18 protein-coding genes are annotated in these 16,364 nt (G+C 61.7%); 8 read left to right on the forward strand and 10 right to left on the reverse strand.

Features of this window, described 5'->3' with window-relative positions:
- The first annotated feature begins 91 nt into the window (after nucleotides 1-91).
- Complete coding sequence (locus FIU90_RS12340; protein ID WP_152435044.1) at nucleotides 92-313, forward strand: hypothetical protein; 222 nt, start codon at nucleotides 92-94, stop codon at nucleotides 311-313.
- Here FIU90_RS12340 and FIU90_RS12345 read toward each other — a convergent pair.
- A complete protein-coding gene (locus tag FIU90_RS12345) occupies nucleotides 310-1,356 on the reverse strand; it encodes an A/G-specific adenine glycosylase (RefSeq protein WP_152435045.1) in 1,047 nt (348 codons plus the stop codon). The two genes, FIU90_RS12340 and FIU90_RS12345, sit on opposite strands and share 4 nt — an antisense overlap.
- 14 nt (nucleotides 1,357-1,370) lie before the next feature.
- Between FIU90_RS12345 and FIU90_RS12350 the strand changes: the two genes are divergently transcribed.
- The 4 genes from FIU90_RS12350 to smc all read left to right on the forward strand — a co-directional run bounded on the left by FIU90_RS12350 (nucleotide 1,371) and on the right by smc (nucleotide 7,049).
- A complete protein-coding gene (locus FIU90_RS12350) occupies nucleotides 1,371-1,934 on the forward strand; it encodes a DciA family protein (RefSeq protein ID WP_152435046.1) in 564 nt (187 codons plus the stop codon).
- Complete coding sequence (locus FIU90_RS12355; RefSeq protein WP_152435047.1) at nucleotides 1,931-2,692, forward strand: thioredoxin domain-containing protein; 762 nt, start codon at nucleotides 1,931-1,933, stop codon at nucleotides 2,690-2,692. Before FIU90_RS12350 ends, FIU90_RS12355 begins: the two co-directional genes overlap by 4 nt.
- A gap of 143 nt (nucleotides 2,693-2,835) precedes the next feature.
- Nucleotides 2,836-3,606 (forward strand): thioredoxin domain-containing protein, encoded by a 771-nt coding sequence (locus FIU90_RS12360; RefSeq protein ID WP_152435048.1) that lies wholly within the window; start codon nucleotides 2,836-2,838, stop codon nucleotides 3,604-3,606.
- 20 nt (nucleotides 3,607-3,626) lie between these two features.
- Nucleotides 3,627-7,049, forward strand: coding sequence for a chromosome segregation protein SMC (smc, locus tag FIU90_RS12365; protein ID WP_152435049.1), 3,423 nt, complete (start codon nucleotides 3,627-3,629; stop codon nucleotides 7,047-7,049).
- Between the two features lie 51 nt (nucleotides 7,050-7,100).
- Here the strand turns inward: smc and FIU90_RS12370 are convergent, their stop codons facing one another.
- The 5 genes from FIU90_RS12370 to rpmF form a co-directional block, all read right to left on the reverse strand.
- The gene (locus FIU90_RS12370) at nucleotides 7,101-7,532 is read right to left on the reverse strand and encodes a MerR family transcriptional regulator (protein ID WP_152435050.1); all 432 of its coding nucleotides are present in this window, start codon (nucleotides 7,530-7,532) and stop codon (nucleotides 7,101-7,103) included.
- Between the two features lie 17 nt (nucleotides 7,533-7,549).
- Nucleotides 7,550-7,900, reverse strand: a complete 351-nt coding sequence (locus tag FIU90_RS12375; RefSeq protein WP_255478598.1) for an integration host factor subunit alpha — start codon at nucleotides 7,898-7,900, stop codon at nucleotides 7,550-7,552.
- Between the two features lie 76 nt (nucleotides 7,901-7,976).
- Entirely contained in the window at nucleotides 7,977-8,924 is a 948-nt protein-coding gene (locus tag FIU90_RS12380; RefSeq protein ID WP_152435835.1) for a beta-ketoacyl-ACP synthase III, read from the reverse strand.
- A 14-nt stretch (nucleotides 8,925-8,938) separates the two neighbouring features.
- On the reverse strand, nucleotides 8,939-10,027 hold the full coding sequence (gene plsX / locus FIU90_RS12385; RefSeq protein ID WP_152435051.1) for a phosphate acyltransferase PlsX: 1,089 nt from the start codon (nucleotides 10,025-10,027) through the stop codon (nucleotides 8,939-8,941).
- Between the two features lie 32 nt (nucleotides 10,028-10,059).
- On the reverse strand, nucleotides 10,060-10,239 hold the full coding sequence (gene rpmF, locus FIU90_RS12390) for a 50S ribosomal protein L32 (RefSeq protein WP_152435052.1): 180 nt from the start codon (nucleotides 10,237-10,239) through the stop codon (nucleotides 10,060-10,062).
- 227 nt (nucleotides 10,240-10,466) lie between these two features.
- On the opposite strand from rpmF, the gene FIU90_RS12395 reads away from it, so the two are divergent.
- The gene (locus tag FIU90_RS12395; RefSeq protein WP_152435053.1) at nucleotides 10,467-10,862 is read left to right on the forward strand and encodes an MAPEG family protein; all 396 of its coding nucleotides are present in this window, start codon (nucleotides 10,467-10,469) and stop codon (nucleotides 10,860-10,862) included.
- Nucleotides 10,863-10,983: 121 nt separating this feature from the next.
- On the opposite strand, the gene FIU90_RS12400 is transcribed toward FIU90_RS12395, so the two are convergent.
- Both FIU90_RS12400 and FIU90_RS12405 read right to left on the reverse strand, forming a co-directional pair.
- Nucleotides 10,984-11,625, reverse strand: coding sequence for an MBL fold metallo-hydrolase (locus FIU90_RS12400; RefSeq protein WP_152435836.1), 642 nt, complete (start codon nucleotides 11,623-11,625; stop codon nucleotides 10,984-10,986).
- 38 nt (nucleotides 11,626-11,663) lie between these two features.
- Complete coding sequence (locus FIU90_RS12405; protein ID WP_152435054.1) at nucleotides 11,664-12,329, reverse strand: S24 family peptidase; 666 nt, start codon at nucleotides 12,327-12,329, stop codon at nucleotides 11,664-11,666.
- A 150-nt stretch (nucleotides 12,330-12,479) separates the two neighbouring features.
- Between FIU90_RS12405 and FIU90_RS12410 the strand changes: the two genes are divergently transcribed.
- The gene (locus tag FIU90_RS12410) at nucleotides 12,480-12,692 is read left to right on the forward strand and encodes a hypothetical protein (RefSeq protein ID WP_152435055.1); all 213 of its coding nucleotides are present in this window, start codon (nucleotides 12,480-12,482) and stop codon (nucleotides 12,690-12,692) included.
- Entirely contained in the window at nucleotides 12,686-13,099 is a 414-nt protein-coding gene (locus FIU90_RS12415) for a hypothetical protein (RefSeq protein ID WP_152435056.1), read from the forward strand. Before FIU90_RS12410 ends, FIU90_RS12415 begins: the two co-directional genes overlap by 7 nt.
- On the opposite strand, the gene FIU90_RS12420 is transcribed toward FIU90_RS12415, so the two are convergent.
- Nucleotides 13,096-14,535, reverse strand: coding sequence for an aldehyde dehydrogenase family protein (locus tag FIU90_RS12420; protein WP_172970256.1), 1,440 nt, complete (start codon nucleotides 14,533-14,535; stop codon nucleotides 13,096-13,098). The genes FIU90_RS12415 and FIU90_RS12420 overlap by 4 nt on opposite strands.
- A gap of 25 nt (nucleotides 14,536-14,560) precedes the next feature.
- On the reverse strand, nucleotides 14,561-16,231 hold the full coding sequence (locus tag FIU90_RS12425; RefSeq protein WP_152435058.1) for an acetolactate synthase large subunit: 1,671 nt from the start codon (nucleotides 16,229-16,231) through the stop codon (nucleotides 14,561-14,563).
- Between the last annotated feature and the right edge of the window lie 133 nt (nucleotides 16,232-16,364).

Here is a 16,364-nt window from a genome sequence, read left to right on the forward strand (position 1 = left end):
TGCGCCCTGTGTGGGGCAGATGGGATAGGTGGTCAATCGGGACTTGTTATCGAACCTTGAATGAACGAGGTGTAGTGTCCATATAACACACATGCTCAATCTCATCTCGTGGCTGATCGGCCTTCTCTCGCTCGTCATCGTCATCCCGGCACAGATCCCGCTTTTGGGCTGGGCCAACTGGATTGCCCTGCCCATCATCGTGGTCGGCATCCTGTTCGGCGCCGTATCTTCGAAGGACAGTGGACGGAATTTCTGCCTGATCGTACTGATCATCGCGGCGATCCGATTGTCGCTGGGTGGCGGGATATTCTAATCCCTCGCGAGTGCGAGGCGCGCCGCTTTCGCGAACAAAGTCGGGAGGCCGGCTTCATCAAGGTCGCTGACGGGCCACCATTCACCGTGCCCTTCGGGTTTTTGCGCCTCTCTGGTGCGCGCGACTGAAAGGGTCAGGTGAGCGTGGGTGAAGGTGTGGCGCACTGCGCCGAGATCCTCCCAATCGACTGACAGCGGCCTTTCCCCGGAGCCGTCCTGCCCCGCTGTCCAGCCGTCATCGGGAAGAGCGCGCATTCCGCCCAGCATGCCTTTGTTTTCGCGCGTGACGAGCCAGACGTGCCCCTCTTGCTCGATCCAGAAAGCAGTGCCGCGACGTTCCGGCTTTGCTTTCTTCGGAGGCTTCATTGGAAGGCGCTCGGGTTCGCCAGCCTTGCTGCCCTCGCAATGCTCTTGCAGGGGGCAGAGCAGGCAGCGCGGCGACTTGCTAGTGCAGATGCTCGAGCCCAGATCCATCATCGCCTGAGCAAAATCGCCAGCGCGGTGCTCGGGAGTGATTTCACCGGCGCGCTCGCGGATCGCCTTGCGTGAAGCGGGAAGCGGTTCGGTAATGTTGAACAGGCGCGATATGACCCGCTCTACATTGGCATCGACCACGACCGCGCGCTCGCCAAAAGCAATCGCTGCTATTGCTGCGGCGGTATATGCCCCGAGGCCCGGCAGTTCGCGCAATTCTGCTTCCTTCTCGGGGAAGCCGCCGCGCGCAGCCACTTCCCGCGCGCATTTGGCGAGATTTCGGGCACGCGAATAGTATCCGAGGCCCGCCCATGCCGCCATGATCTCATCATCGCCCGCCGCCGCTAGCGCTTCGAAACTCGGCCATCTGTCCGTGAACCTTTCGAAATAGGGTTTAACAGCGGCAACGGTCGTCTGTTGCAGCATCACTTCCGACAGCCACACACGATAAGGCCAATCCGAATCCTGCGGCGACGGCGCTCCCGGCGGATTGCGCCACGGCAGGTCTCGCGCATGCTCATCGTACCAGTCGAGCAGCGTGGACGAGATGTCGGCAGCGGTGGAAGTCACACCCGGCCTATGGCATGGCTTTCCGTGCAATGGGAAGCGACACCGAAAAACCAGCTGGGAAAAAGGGGAAAAAGTCTCCCAAACCCTATCAGCGCCCGCGAGGCGGAGGGGCCAGGGCCATTGGCGATCTCATGCCCGAAGTCGGGCGCACCGCGTTTCGCCGCTTCGGCTTCGTGCAAAGCTCGGTCGTCACCCGCTGGCCGGAGATCGTCGGCCCGCATCACGCCAGGGTCTGCAGCCCCGAAGCGATCCGCTTTCCGCCCGGCGAAAAGTCTGAGGGCATCCTTCAGCTTGTAGTAGCCCCCGCTCACGCACCGCTAATCCAGCAGGTCATCCCTGAGATTATCGAACGGGTGAACCGATTTTTCGGATACAGCGCCGTCGCGCGCGCCAAGATTCGGCAAGGTCAGGTTAAGCCGCCCCGTGTTGAAGAGCCTGCCAAGGCGCCGCCTTCGCTCAAGCCGATCCCGATGGAACTCGGCGATAGCTTGCGCGATATCGGCGATCCGGAGCTCAGGCAGGTGCTCGAAAGCCTTGCCCGCAGTTTCGAGGATAAGGACGGGGACACAGGCGAGTGATCAGAGCAATCGTTGCTGTCATGGCGTTGGGCGCACTGGCGCTCACTGCGCCTCTCGTTGCCCAGGACCTCGAGGACATGGGGAGCGCGTTCAAGGACACGACCAGCCGCAAGGCGTGGCACGCGACGGTCGAGAAAACCCCGCGTGGATACCTTATCGGCAATCCCGATGCCGAAGCGCACCTGATCATGTTCACAAGCTATAGCTGCGAAGGCTGTTATGACTTTGCTTTCAAGGGCGATCCCGAGCTCGATATCGCCCTGCTCGCGCCCGGCCATCTCAGCCTGGAGATTCGTCCTCGCTTCGGTCACCCGGTCGACCTGCCGCTAACCCTGCTCGCCACGTGCGGCGAAACCAGGAAATTCAAGGTCAATCATGCCATGCTCATGCGCGACCAGAAACGGTGGCGAAATCGCTGGAATATGGCCTCACAATTCAACCGCAGCAATTGGGTGCGCGGCGACCATTCTGCGCGCACGCGGCTAGTCAGAGCGCTTGACTTCGACGACATGATGGCGCGGCGGCGCGGCTATTCGCGCATGGACCTAACGACCTGCCTTGCCAATCGCCGGGCGATTGCGAGGCTTCGGGCCAATGCCGCAGCCGATGACGAAGAATTCGATCTGCCCACGGATCCAACCGGATTTTCCCGACCGCATTTCGTACTCGACGGCGTCAAACTCGAAGGCGTACACGATTGGGACGCGCTCTATCCGATCATCGAGCAGCGCTTCCGGCCCTCCAGCAATTCCGATTAGGGACCGATTTCCCTCGATAAACGTGCCAAAACGAGCCGCTATTCAAGTTATGCAAGTTTTTTGCACAATCGCATGCCCACCGGCTATTGGCGGGCCCGAGAGCCGCCGTTTAACTTCCTCTATCGACTGAAGGTGACATCGACATGATTTCGATCCGTTCAATCTCGCCCAAGCGCGCCCTGGCATTTGGCGTCGTGGCACCCCTTGCCATCGCGCTTGCCGCATGTGCCGACGATGCCAGCGAAACCGGCGCCCCTGCCGGCGAGCCTATCGAAGCCATTCCCGCTCCCGAAGGCAGCAGCTGGACCGAAGTGGTGAATGTGACGCCGGAGGGCGGCTACGTCCTCGGCAACCCCGATGCGCCGCTGAAGCTGGTGGAATACGCCTCGCACACCTGCGGGGCATGCGCCTACTTCGCACAAACGGGCTCGACCCCGCTCAAAGAAAACTATGTCAGCACCGGCGTTGTCAGCTACGAGCTGCGGAATCTTATCGCCAATCCTGTCGACCTTACCATCGCGACGCTCGTGCGCTGCAGCCAGCCGGAAAGCATGCAGGTGCTGGCCGATCAGGCGTGGGTCGCCTTCGAAGATGTAATGGGCGGCGTTTCGGCCAATGCGGAAGCGATCAGGGCCACCGGAGACCTGCCGCTCGAGGAGCGTTTCGTACGCATTGGCGAGGTATCCGGACTGATCGACTTTTTCGCTGCCCGCGGTGTCTCGGCAGACAAGGCGCGCGAATGCCTCTCCGATGTCGAAACCATTCAAGCCATCGCCGACCGCTCGCAGAAGCAGGGGCAGGATTTGAACATTACCGGCACACCCACTTGGCTTCTCAATGGTCGCAAGGTCGAAGCGAACCAGTGGCCCGAGCTCGAACCTATCCTCCAGCGCGCCGGCGCTCGGACGGAATAAGCGAAGGGTAGCGCCAACTCATGCAGATCAGCCGGCTTAAGCTCAGTGGTTTCAAGAGCTTTGTCGAGCCGGCTGAACTGCGCATCGAACCGGGGCTGACCGGCGTTGTCGGGCCGAATGGCTGCGGCAAATCCAACCTTCTCGAAGCAATCCGCTGGGTCATGGGGGAAACCTCGGCCAAGTCGATGCGCTCGGGCGGCATGGAAGATGTGATCTTCGCAGGCACTTCCGCGCGCCCCGAACGCGCCTTTGCCGAGGTTGTGTTGCACGCCGCCGATGACGATGGCGAGGAACTCGTCGTCACCCGGCGGATCGAGCGCGGCGCAGGCAGCGCGTATCGCGTAAACGGGCGCGACGTGCGCGCGAAAGACGTCGCGCTCACCTTTGCCGACGCCGCCACCGGTGCGCATTCTCCGGCGCTCGTCAGCCAAGGCAAAATCGCGCAAGTGATTGCCGCCAAGCCCGCTGACCGGCGCAAAATGCTTGAAGAGGCGGCCGGGATTTCCGGGCTTCACGTCCGGCGCAAGGATGCCGAGAGCAAACTTCGCTCGACCGAAGCAAACCTCGCGCGGCTCGAAGATCTGATGGCCGGGCTGGATTCGCAGATGGCGTCATTGCGCCGTCAGGCCAAGCAGGCCGAACGCTACAAGAAGCTTTCAGACCAGATCAATGTCGCTGAAGCGCGGCTGCTGTTCGCGCGCTGGCGCGATGCGGCGCATGCAGCGAAGGAAGCGCGCGCAGCCGCCGAAAGCGCAGAGGCGCGGGTTGCAGAGGCCCGTTCTGCGAGCGAGCTCGCCCAGAAAGAGCAGGCCGAAGCAGCAGCCAAGCTCGCAGAAGCACGCGATGAATTAGCCGACCGCCGCGATGATGCCTCGGCCCACGGTCACCGCATGGCTGCTCTGTCCGAAAAGCTGGAAGATGCAGAGGCACGGCTCGTCGCACTCGATCGCCAGAAAGAGCGACTCGAGGAAGACCGCCAGAATGCCGATCGCCTGACCGCAGATGCCGTCGAGGCACTGAAGCGCCTTTCACGCGAAATCGAAGCCAGCACCGCCTCGGTCGAGGAAGCCGAAGCCGCGCGCCCAAAGCTTGTCGACCGCAGCGAAAATGCCGAACGCGCCAGCCGCACCGCCGAACTCGATCTGGCCAAGGCGACGGCCGACCATGCTGGCGTAGAGGCAGAATGGCGCGTTGCCGAAGCCGCGATCGAACAGGCCGAAGCCCGCCTCGCCAGGCTTGAGCGCGAAAATGAACGTATCGCTGCCGCGCATTCAGAGCTTTCCGGAGGTCAGGATCCCGAACAGGCGGTGATCGCTGCGCGCAAAGCCGCCGAAAACGCGGCGAGCGAAGTTGCGAACCTGCGTGCCAAGCTTGATGAGGCACAGGCACGCAAGGTCGAACTCCAGAACGCACGCGACGAAGCCGCCGCCGCTCTCGCCACCGCCAAGGCAGAACTCGCAGGGGTAGAGCGCGAGCATACCGCCCTCGCCCGCGACCGTGATGCACGGTCGAAGCGCGCCGCGGGACGCGAAGGGATGCCCGCCGCGCTCGACAAGGTCGGTGTCGAGCCGGGCTACGAACGCGCCATCGCCGCCGTTCTGGGCCGCGATGCGAAATCGCCGCTGGGCTCACCCTCGGATGACGACGACGGGCGGTACTGGACTGGCAGCAGCGCGCCATCGCGGGTCGCCGACAGCCTCCTCGACCATATAACCGATTGCCCCGATGAACTTCGGGCGCGACTGTCGCTGGTCCATGTTGCCGATAGCGACGATGGCCGCACGCTCGCGCCGGGCGAGTGGCTCGTCACCAAGAACGGGCGTTTACGCCGCTGGGATGGCTTCGTGGCGCGCGGTGAAGGTTCGGCAGAAGCCGCCCGGCTCGAGGCTGCGAACCGCCTGTCAGAACTTGGAAAGGTATTGCCCGACTTGCGCGGCGCTGCGGAACTGGCCGAGAGCAATGAGCTCACCGCTCGCGAGGAGCTCTCCGCGCTTCAGGCTGGACTGGTCGCACTTGAACGGGAACTCGCAGGCGCGATCGAGACCGAAAGGCAGTCGCTGCGCACGCTCGACCAGGCGGAGGCCGCCAAGGAGCGAGTTGCCACGCGGATCGAGGAACTTGCCGCCGCCAAGTCCGATCTCGACGAGCAAATGACCGCAGCCAGGGCAGAACTCGAAACCGCGAAGGAACAGCGCGAAGCCCTGCCCTCCCCCGATGCCGGCCGCGCTTCGCTCGAAGCGGCGCAGGCGAAACACGAAGCCGCCAAATCGGCAGTGCAGGCAGCCCTCGCCGAGCTCGCCGCTCACGATCAGGGTCTTGCCGTTTCGCGTGAGCGCCTCGCCGCTCAGCAAGCCGACGAGAACAACTGGAAAGCGCGCTCGTCCGAAGCCACGCAGCGTACCGCCGAGGCCGGACGCCGGCTGGAGGAAATCGAAGAAGAGCGCGCAGTCATCGCGGCCAAGCCCGCTGCCCTGATGGCGGAGATCGAACAGGGCGACGTGATGCGCGAGCGGCTGACGCGCGAGCTCGCCGAGGCGCAAGAGGCGATGAGCGCCGCTCAGGAAATCGTTACTGCAGCCGAGCGCAAGCTCGCCGAAACCACCGAAAACCTCGCGCAGGCGCGCGAAGGTCGAGCGACGCTCGTCGCCCGCGCCGAAAGCGAGGAAGCACGTCGCGGAGAAATGGCCCGCGTGTCGGGCGAGCGCTTTCAATGCCCGCCCCCGCTGCTCGCTGAGAAATTCGGATTCGCCGAAGATGATGTGAAACACTCCTCGGCCGAGAGCGAAGAAATGGACCGGCTGGTGGCCAGCCGCGAGCGCATTGGTCCGGTAAACCTTGTCGCCGCCGAGGAGCTGGAGCGGCTCGAAGAGGAACACGGCACCAATGCGAGCGAACAGGCCGAACTGACGGAAGCTGTCGCGCGACTGCGCGGTTCGATCGGCAACCTCAATCGCGAAGGCCGCGAGCGCCTGCGCACCGCCTTCGACGAAGTGAACCAGCACTTCCAAGAGCTTTATCCGCGCCTCTTCCAGGGTGGCCAGGCGCATCTTGCTCTCATCGACAGCGACGATCCATTGGAAGCGGGTCTCGAGATTTTCGCACAGCCGCCTGGCAAACGCCTGCAATCGCTCTCGCTTCTTTCAGGCGGCGAGCAGGCATTGACGGCGACCGCGCTGATATTCGCGTTGTTCCTGACCAACCCCGCGCCGATCTGCGTGCTCGACGAGGTCGATGCTCCGCTCGACGATGCCAACGTCGAACGGTTCTGCGACCTGCTCGATTCGATGGTCCGAACCACCAAGACCCGCTACCTGATCGTCACCCACAATGCGGTCACGATGAGTCGGATGCATCGGCTGTTCGGCGTTACAATGGCGGAAAAGGGGGTATCGCGCCTCGTCAGCGTGGACCTTGGCGAGGCTGAATTGATGGCAGCCGAATAGACGGCTTTGAGCTTTGGCGCCCCGCCGGATTTTCATATTGTTGAAGGTGGTCTAGGCTTCAATCGCGTTGGCGAGCCGCGAACGGATCGCTTTCAGCTTCGACACCGCTTCTTTCATCTTCGGCCGAAGATCCGGCACGGTATTCGCGATTTCGCCGGAAAACTGTTCCGAACTTGCGCGCCGGTCTCCACTGCGCCGGTCGCTTTTGCGACGGTCGAGATCGGATCCGCCCGATGAGCGTAGAACCGCCTCGGCACCTTTGAGGGTATAGCCTTCCTGATTGACCAGCCGGTCGATCGTCTCGACCAGTTCAACATCACTCGGCCGGTAGTAGCGCCGCCCACCGCTGCGCTTCAGAGGTTTGAGCAGTGAGAATTGCTGCTCCCAATACCTTAGCACGTGCGGCTTGATATCGAGCGCATCGCTGACTTCCCCGATGGTGCGCAGAGCGCCGTCATCCTTGCCATCGTCGAAATCAGCCATGCGCTCGTATCCGAAGTTTAATCGCCCTTGGCGATACGTTCCTTAAGCAATTGACTCGCCCGGAATGTCATCACCCTGCGCGGCGTGATCGGAACCTCGATCCCGGTTTTGGGATTGCGACCGATCCTTTCATTCTTGTCCCGCAGCACGAAGCTGCCGAACCCTGATATCTTCACGTTTTCCCCACTAGCCAGGGCATCGCTCATCTTGTCGAGAATAGACTCCACCAGATCCAGCGATTCCGCACGGCTAAAACCCAGCTTCCTATTTATTGTCTCAGCCAGGTCAGCGCGGGTCAACGTGCCAACAGAACGCATCATTGCGCCTCTCCTTCGTCGGTGCGACCCGTTACGAAGACCATGAAGGATAAAGATTTTTCGCGATTCCCGCAACGTGCTTTGCTGGCAGTGTCCGCTTTTTGCACAGTCGGTGCCCTATGTGCGGTCAGACGCGGACGAGGCTTGCGCCCCAGGTAAAGCCGCCGCCCATCGCCTCGAACATGACGAGATCGCCCGGCTTGATCCGTCCGTCCCGCCGTGCAGTGTCGAAAGCAAGCGGCACAGAAGCGGCCGAGGTGTTGGCGTGCCGATCTACCGTAACGATGACTTTTTCCGCTGGAATACCAAGCTTCTTCGCGGTTGCATCGAGGATACGTTGATTCGCCTGATGCGGCACGACCCAGTCGATATCGCCCGCGGAAACACCTGCATCTTCGAGCACTTCGTTAAGAACGCTCGCAAGATTTACGACTGCATGGCGGAACACTTCGCGCCCTTTCATGCGCAGGTGACCGACAGTCTGCGTGGTCGAAGGTCCGCCATCGACATAGAGCAAATCGTGTTGCGCACCGTCGGCATGAAGCCGGCTCGCGAGAATACCCGCCCCATCGTTACCGCCATTGGCAGCCTCGAGCACGACCGCACCGGCACCGTCGCCGAACAGCACGCAAGTCGTCCGGTCTTCCCAATCGAGGATGCGGCTGAAAGTTTCCGCGCCGATCACGAGCGCGCGCTTTGCCATGCCGGTGCGCAAGAGCGAATCGGCGGTGGCCAAAGCATAGAGAAAGCCCGAGCACACTGCATGAACGTCGAATGCGACGCAGCCATTGCAGCCCAGCGCGTCCTGAACCTTGGTCGCTGTCGCGGGGAAGGTGTTGTCCGGAGTTGCAGTCGCAAGGATTATCAGACCGATGCTCTCGGCTTCGATCCCCGCATCGGCGATGGCAGCGCGCGCGGCGGCGATGGCTAGCGTCGAGGTCGTCTCGTCCTCGCCCGCTATGTGACGCTGTCGGATGCCGGTGCGTTCGACGATCCACTCGTCGCTGGTGTCGATTGTCTGTGCAAGCTCGGCATTGGTGACGACGCGATCCGGCAGTGCCGAACCCGATCCCATCAGCCGGGCGCGTATCACTCCGCCGCCTCGCTGCCGGCTGCACTCGCGGCGCCATTGCCATTGCTGCTCAGCGCCGCTTCGCCGAGTTCGGCGAGGTTGTCGGCGATCCGCTGGGTGAGGTTTTCCTCCAGCAGTCGCGCGGCGACATTGACCGCGTGGGCCACGCCCTTGGCGGTAGCGCTACCGTGGCTCTTCACCACCACACCGTTAAGGCCGAGGAATACCGCGCCATTGTGGTTGTTCGGATCGAGATGGTGACGCAACAGCTCTGTGGCCGGACGCGATACGAGGAACCCGATCTTCGAGCGTAGCGAGCTGGTGAAGGCTTGCCTGAGCAGGTCGGTCACGAAGCGCGCCGAGCCCTCGATCGCCTTGAGTGCGATGTTTCCCGAGAAGCCATCGGTCACAACAACATGAGTCTCGCCGCGATTGATCTTGTCGGATTCGACGAAGCCGTCGAATGTGAGGTCAAGTCCGCCCTCTTCGTTCGCCTCGGTCAGGCGCGCAGCGGCATCGCGCAGCGCTTCCGTGCCCTTGATCTGTTCGGTACCGATATTGAGCAAACGCACTACAGGCTTTTCGAAATCATTGACGATCCGCGAATAGGCAGCGCCCATCACCGCAAATTGCACGAGGTTGCGCGCATCCGCCTCGGTATTCGCTCCGAGGTCGAGCATCACGACATCGTGCTGCTCAAGGGTCGGGAGCAGGGCCGCGAGCGCCGGGCGATCGATGCCGGGCATGGTGCGCAGCGAAAGCTTGCTCATCGCCATCAGCGCGCCGGTGTTGCCTGCGCTGACCGCCGCGCCAGCCGCACCTTCCTTAACCGCGTTGACGGCGAGGCCCATGCTGGTGGTCTTCGCGCGTCGGATTGCGCGGCTCGGCTGCTCGTCGCCGCTGATGACATCCTCGCAATGGAGGATTTCCGATGCACCGCGCATATTGGGGTGATCTTCGAGAGCGGCTTCGATCCTCTTCTGGTCGCCGACCAGCAGGAATTCGAACTTGTCGTGATCACGGCGAGCGAGCGCAGCACCTTCGATCATGGTGCGCACGCCTTCATCGCCGCCCATCGCATCAACAGCGATACGCGGCAGACTCATACCTCTCTCTCCGTCTTCATCGTACAGGGGTCTTAGAGCCCGACTGCGACGACCTCACGACCGTTGTAGTAACCGCAATGCGGGCACAGATTATGCGGGCGCTTCAACTCACCGCAGTTCGAGCATTCGTGGTGCGCTTCGACCTTAAGCGAATCGTGCGCGCGGCGATTGCCACGGCGGTGGGGCGATACTTTTCTCTTTGGAACAGCCATGGCGGCACCATTTCCTCAAATAAATACGTGTGTTCGTGTCAGATGACGTTACGTCTTGCTGCCGCCCTTAAGGCAAGGCCGCGTTTCGCACAAGCGCAATGGCTGGCTATGCGTCCTGGCCGAAAGCTGGCGGGGAGGCGCGCGATATAGCGGAAAATTCGCGCGTTGCAACCCGCGTCACCGCCGACTAGCACTGCGGTCACACGAGTTCGAGGGGATCGTAAATCATGGTATTGCTTCCGGTAACGCTCGCAGCCGCCGCCGCGGCCGCCATTCTCAACATCTGGCTGGCGCTGCGCGTCGGAGCCGTCCGCCGCGCACTCGGCGTCAGCGTGGGCGATGGCGGCAAGGAATCATTGCAGCGCCGTATGCGGGCGCAGTTGAATTTCGTCGAAAACACAGTCTTCGTGCTGGTGCTGCTTGCAGCGATCGAACTGACGGGCAAAGCCGAGGCATGGCTCGCCTATGTGGCCGCACTCTATTTCCTCGGCCGGATCATGCACGCCTTCGGGATGGACGGCGGCAACTATGCTTGGGGCCGCATGGTCGGGACTGTGATGACGCTGGTGATCCAGCTCGGGCTGGCGATTGTCGCGGCGCTGATCGCCGGAAGGGTGCTCTAGACCAGTTAATTGGGGCGACCGACACGGTCGCACAACGACCGCAAGGGCGACCGCCCGCCCGCAGCGACGCGGCCTTCAGGCCGCAAGAGCGAGGAAATCGCAGCCTGGATGGGCTGCGCAATTAAGAAAGCGCGTAATCGCTGACGAATGCGTTGGTCTTGCGCTCTTGACCAAAAGTGCTCGTCGGGCCGTGGCCAGGGATGAACATCACGTCCTCGCCCAAAGGCCAGAGCCGCTTGGTAATGCTGTCGATCAGATCCTGGTGATTGCCCATGGGAAAATCGGTCCGGCCGATTGAGCCTTGGAACAGCACGTCGCCGACAATCGCGAACCGGCTCGGCTCGTGGAAAAAGACGACATGGCCCGGCGTATGTCCGGGGCAGTGGATCACATCGAGCGTCAGGTCGCCAACCGTCACGGTGTCGCCGTGCTTCAGCCAGCGGTCAGGCTCGAAGGATTTGGCCGTCATGCCATAGCGCGCGCCGTCTTCGTCGAGCCGCGCGATCCAGAACCGGTCGTCCTCGTGCGGGCCTTCGATCGGCAGACCAAGTTCTTCGGCAAGCATACCCGCCTGGCCGCAATGGTCGAGATGGCCGTGGGTGATGAGGATTTTTTCGAGCTCGACGCCCGCCTTGGCGACGCCTTCCTTCAACCGGTCGAGATCGCCGCCGGGATCGACCAGCGCGGCCCTATTGGTCTTGGTGCACCAGATCAGCGAGCAGTTCTGCTGCAGCGGCGTAACCGGGATGATCGCGGCTTTCATGGGGGGAACGGGTTTGTCGGTCATACGCGCTATTTGGGCTAAATCCGCCCGCCTTTCCAGACCACGCGCCCGATAATTTCGACATCCTCCGCCGCGACATTCACGGGGGGATAGGCAAGGTTCTGGCTCAGCAGCGAGACTTGTCCCGCCCCAGCGCTCGCCACGCGCTTGACCATAAGCGTATCGCCCACTCGAACTACATGAATGCCATCGCGAAAAGGTCGCGGCGCGCGGTCGACGAGGATTTCGTCGCCATCGTTGAGCAGCGGCTCCATCGAATCCCCTTCAACGGTGATTGCCGAGAGTTGAGCGTTCGCCAGCCCCTGCTCCGAAAGCCAGCGACGCGAGAAGCGGAAAGCATCGAAAGGCGCTTCGCCGGACGGCAGCGCTCCGGGACCGGCAGACGCGCCGATATCCAGCCTCGGCACTTCGACATAGGACGATTCGGAACCGGCCGAAGTGCTCGCATAGGAATTTTCCTTGCCCGTGCTTCCGCCAATCTCGCCCTCGTCGATACCGAAAAACTGGGCGAGCCTGCGCCGATCGCCTTCCTCCAGCTTCTTCGGCGTACCGCGTTTAATAAACTGCTGTAAATATGCTGCGTTTCTACCGATCATCTCCGAAAGACGCGACAAGCTCGCCCCCTTTTCGCGCGCGAGTTCAAGCAGTCTTTCGCGATCGGGCGTCATGGCAACTGACGACATTCCGGTACCTTTCCTGGTGGCAGTACGGGTGCGACCCCTTCATTTTTCCTATAGCATAGGATTTTTCCTATACAAGTAGGATTTCGCTTGGAACATTTGCGGAACATCGAGCGATTCGTCCGGTCGATCACAGCCAATAAGGGGAGCCACATGCTGATCCGAAAAGTCGAAAAATTCCTGCGCACCCATGACATGCCCGCCACCAAATTCGGCCGCCTCGCCGCTCACGATCCGCGCTTCGTCCTCGACTTGAGGATGGGCCGCATCCCCCGCCCTGCCACCGAGGCTCGCACCTTGAGGTGGATGGAAAACTATGAGGCCGCCGCCCGCGCCACCGAGACCAAGGAACTTGCCCCATGCTGACCGATACACTCATTCCGACTGCCGATATTGAAACGAAATCCACTGACACGGCTCCCGCGCAGCCTTTGCGCGCCCGTCGCTATCGCTCCCGACGCACCACTGCCGACAGGGTGCGCGAAGCTTTGCTCATACTAGCCGATGGCCGGGCGAGCCTGCTCACACACGAGGAGAAAGCATGGGCTTCGATCACCTTCTCGGGCACGCGGCACGAGGTGATGCTCGATTTCGACGGGCGCGAGGCATGTGAGGCAGGCGAGAAATTCATCGCCAACCTGTCCGAACATGAGTTTCGCATCCCGGGCCAGTTGGTGGCCGAGGCAACCGTGCGCGAGGTCGATCACCGCTTCGGCGGCGAGGACGAGCGCATGGTGGTGACGGCGGTGCTGTTGTTGCTTGAGGAGTTCTAATTCCTACGGATCACGAGGTTCCGGATTTCGCTCATGTCCTCCATGGCGAACCGGATCCCCTCGCGCCCCAGGCCTGAATCCTTCACTCCGCCATAGGGCATATTGTCGACGCGGTAGCTCGGCACATCGTTGATGACGATACCGCCAACTTCGAGCCGGTCCCAGGCGTCGAACATCTTGAACAGGTCGCGGGTGAAGATGCCCGCCTGCAGTCCGAATTCGGAGCGGTTCACCTCTGCAAGCGCCTCATCGAAGTCGGAGAACTTCTGCAGGATCGCGAGCGGGCCGAAGGCTTCGTCGTTCAACGCGCGAGCATGTTTGTCGACGTTCTCGAGCAAAGTCGCCTCGAGCATGTTGCCGTTCGACAGGCCACCGCCTGTGAGCAGTGTCGCGCCAGCTTCGACCGCCTCGTCGATCCAGCTCTTGAGGCGCGTGGCCTCGCCTTCGGAGATCATCGGGCCGATGAAGGTGTCACGGTCCTTGGGATCGCCCGCAACCAGCGTCTTGGTCTTTTCGACCAGCATCTCCTTGAAGCGGTCATAGACGTCCTCATGGATAATGATGCGTTGCACACCGATGCAGGATTGTCCGGACTGGTAGAACGCGCCGAACACAATCCGCTCAAGCGCGTCATCAAGATCGGCATCGTGGTCCACCACCACCGCCGCATTGCCGCCGAGTTCGAGCACGCATTTCTTTTTCCCGCAACGCGCCTTGAGGTCCCAGCCGACGGCAGGCGAGCCGGTAAAGCTCAGCAACTTGAGCCGCTCATCGACCGTGAACAGGTCCGCGCCATCGCGTCGTGCTGGCAGGATCGAGAACGCACCTTCAGGAAGGATGTCGCATTCGGCCAGCACCTCGCCCATGATGATTGCGCCGAGCGGCGTCTTGGAGGCAGGCTTCATTACGAACGGACAGCCAACCGCGAGCGCTGGCGCGATCTTGTGCGCAGCGAGGTTGAGCGGAAAGTTGAACGGAGAGATGAAGCTGCACGGCCCGATGGGGTAGCGCTTCCAGATCGACTGGTAGCCCTTGGCTCGCTCGGAAATGTCGAGCGGCATGACCTCACCGTAATTGCGCACCGATTCCTCGGCGGCGATGCGGAAGGTATCGATCAGTCGTGTGACCTCGCCTTCGGAATCGTTGATCGGCTTTCCCGCTTCAACGCACAGCGCATAGGCGAGTTCGTCGAACCGCTCCTTGAAGCGGTTGACGCAGTGCATCAGCACGTCCTGTTTCTCGTAGCTGGCGAGCCTCGCCATCGGCTCCGCCGCATCGACCGCGCCCACGATCGCCTTGTCTATCGTCTCCGGATCGGCCAGCGCTACACGAAAAGCCACCTCGCCGGTATATTTGTCGGTCACCTCAAGATCGGTGTTCGGCTGCTGCGCCTTGTTGTTGAGGTAGAGCGGGTAGGTGTCCTTCAGCGTCGGCATTTGTATTCTCCTTTCCCGATCAATCTCAAAGCTTTGCGCTTAGTTCCTTGATATCGTGGTTCAGGATCTGGTCGTTCTCCGAATAGTCGACCGGGCAATCGATGAGGTGCACACCGGGCGTGTCGCGGCAATGGTCAAGCACGTCGGTCAGGTGTTCGCTGCTGGTAACGCGGTGGCCTTGCGCACCATAGCTTTCAGCATAGGCGACAAAATCGGGATTGCCGAAAGTAAGCCCGAAATCCTCGAAGCCCATATTGGCCTGTTTCCAGCGGATCATTCCATAGGCGTCGTCGCGCAGGATCAACACGGTGAGGTTCAGCCCGAGCCGCACTGCGGTTTCCATCTCCTGACTGTTCATCATGAAGCCGCCATCGCCGCAGATGGCCATGACCTTGCGATCGGGATAGAGCATCGCGCTCATCATGGCGCTCGGCAGACCTGCTCCCATCGTCGCCAGCGCATTGTCGAGCAGCACGGTGTTGGGAAGGTAGGCGGTGTATCCGCGCGCGAACCAGATTTTGTAGACCCCGTTGTCAAGGCAGATGATCCCGTCCTCCGGCATGCAATCGCGGACCTGTTGGACGAGGTGCGGGGGGAAGATGGGAAAGCGCGTATCCTCGGCAAGCGGCTTGGAGTGTTCGTGCTCCGCCTGCCGGTATTCGAGCATTCTTGCAAAATCCCACTTACCCTGCGGGACGATGTCTTCCTTGATCTGCCAGACGGCGTTGGCGATGTCGCCAATCACCTCGATCTGCGGGAAGTACACCGGATCGACCTCCGCCGTTCTTGTGGAGATGTGGACGACGCAGGAGCATGCGCGTGGGTCGTCAAATGCATCGCTCATGAAGAATGGCGGCTTCTCGATTACGTCGTGACCGATATTGATGACGCAGTCGGCATCTTCGATCGCGCGGTGGCAGAAATCACCCGATGAAAGCGCCGCGCAGCCGAGAAACAGCGGGTGGCGCTCGTCGATCACGCCCTTGCCCATCTGGGTCGTGACGAAGGGAATGCCGGTTTTCTCGATAAACTGGCGCAGCATCCGCCCGGTCATGGTGCGGTTTGCGCCCGCGCCAATCACGAGCACAGGCTTGTCGGCATTCTCGATCGTCTCGACCGCTTTACGAACGGCTTTGGCTTCAGCCGATGGGCGACGCGCGAGGCTTGCCGCGATGGGCCGGCTGTCTGTCTTCTCCTCGGCAATGTCCTCGGGAAATTCGAGGTGGGTCGCGCCCGGCTTTTCTTCTTCCGCAAGTCTGAATGCCTCACGCACCCGGCTGGGAATGTTGTCTCCGGCGTGAAGCTGGTGGGTGTACTTCGTAATCGGCTCCATCATCGCGACGACGTCGAGGATCTGGAACCGGCCCTGTTTCGATTTCTTGATCGGTTTCTGGCCGGTGATCGCGAGCGTCGGCATGCCGCCGAGCTGCGAATAGGCGACCGCCGTCACCATGTTAGTCGCCCCCGGCCCAAGTGTTGCGAGGAAAACGCCGGTTTTACCTGTATGGCGGCCATAGGTGGCGGCCATGAAGCCCGCGCCTTGTTCGTGGCGCGTGAGGATGAGCTTGATCGAGCTGTCGGACAGGCTTTCGAGGAAGTCGAGATTCTCCTCGCCTGGCACGCCGAAAATATACTCGACGCCCTCGGCTTCGAGGCATTCGACAAATAGGTCCGATGCTTTCTTAGTCTCGCTCATTCACTTCCCCCAATTGTTTAAGCCGCCAAAACCGGCGGGTGCGCGGGTGCCTTCCCCCTGCTGTTCGATCCCCCGACGCGATAGGTTACGCGTGCCACTGGTTGGTATGGCTGACAAACCCGCGCGCGGGCGG

Source organism: Erythrobacter sp. THAF29, assembly GCF_009363635.1.
Classification (GTDB): domain Bacteria; phylum Pseudomonadota; class Alphaproteobacteria; order Sphingomonadales; family Sphingomonadaceae; genus Erythrobacter.

Bases quoted from the DNA above. Each gene is read 5' to 3' on its own strand.
- FIU90_RS12360 (WP_152435048.1), top strand. From the start codon at position 2,836: ATGATTTCGATCCGTTCAATCTCGCCCAAGCGCGCCCTGGCATTTGGC.
- rpmF (WP_152435052.1), bottom strand. From the start codon at position 10,239: ATGGCTGTTCCAAAGAGAAAAGTATCGCCCCACCGCCGTGGCAATCGC.
- FIU90_RS12350 (WP_152435046.1), top strand. From the start codon at position 1,371: ATGGCTTTCCGTGCAATGGGAAGCGACACCGAAAAACCAGCTGGGAAA.
- FIU90_RS12380 (WP_152435835.1), bottom strand. From the start codon at position 8,924: ATGGGATCGGGTTCGGCACTGCCGGATCGCGTCGTCACCAATGCCGAG.
- FIU90_RS12415 (WP_152435056.1), top strand. From the start codon at position 12,686: ATGCTGACCGATACACTCATTCCGACTGCCGATATTGAAACGAAATCC.
- plsX (WP_152435051.1), bottom strand. From the start codon at position 10,027: ATGAGTCTGCCGCGTATCGCTGTTGATGCGATGGGCGGCGATGAAGGC.
- FIU90_RS12400 (WP_152435836.1), bottom strand. From the start codon at position 11,625: ATGAAAGCCGCGATCATCCCGGTTACGCCGCTGCAGCAGAACTGCTCG.
- FIU90_RS12395 (WP_152435053.1), top strand. From the start codon at position 10,467: ATGGTATTGCTTCCGGTAACGCTCGCAGCCGCCGCCGCGGCCGCCATT.
- FIU90_RS12410 (WP_152435055.1), top strand. From the start codon at position 12,480: ATGCTGATCCGAAAAGTCGAAAAATTCCTGCGCACCCATGACATGCCC.
- FIU90_RS12370 (WP_152435050.1), bottom strand. From the start codon at position 7,532: ATGGCTGATTTCGACGATGGCAAGGATGACGGCGCTCTGCGCACCATC.
- FIU90_RS12340 (WP_152435044.1), top strand. From the start codon at position 92: ATGCTCAATCTCATCTCGTGGCTGATCGGCCTTCTCTCGCTCGTCATC.
- smc (WP_152435049.1), top strand. From the start codon at position 3,627: ATGCAGATCAGCCGGCTTAAGCTCAGTGGTTTCAAGAGCTTTGTCGAG.
- FIU90_RS12425 (WP_152435058.1), bottom strand. From the start codon at position 16,231: ATGAGCGAGACTAAGAAAGCATCGGACCTATTTGTCGAATGCCTCGAA.
- FIU90_RS12405 (WP_152435054.1), bottom strand. From the start codon at position 12,329: ATGTCGTCAGTTGCCATGACGCCCGATCGCGAAAGACTGCTTGAACTC.
- FIU90_RS12420 (WP_172970256.1), bottom strand. From the start codon at position 14,535: ATGCCGACGCTGAAGGACACCTACCCGCTCTACCTCAACAACAAGGCG.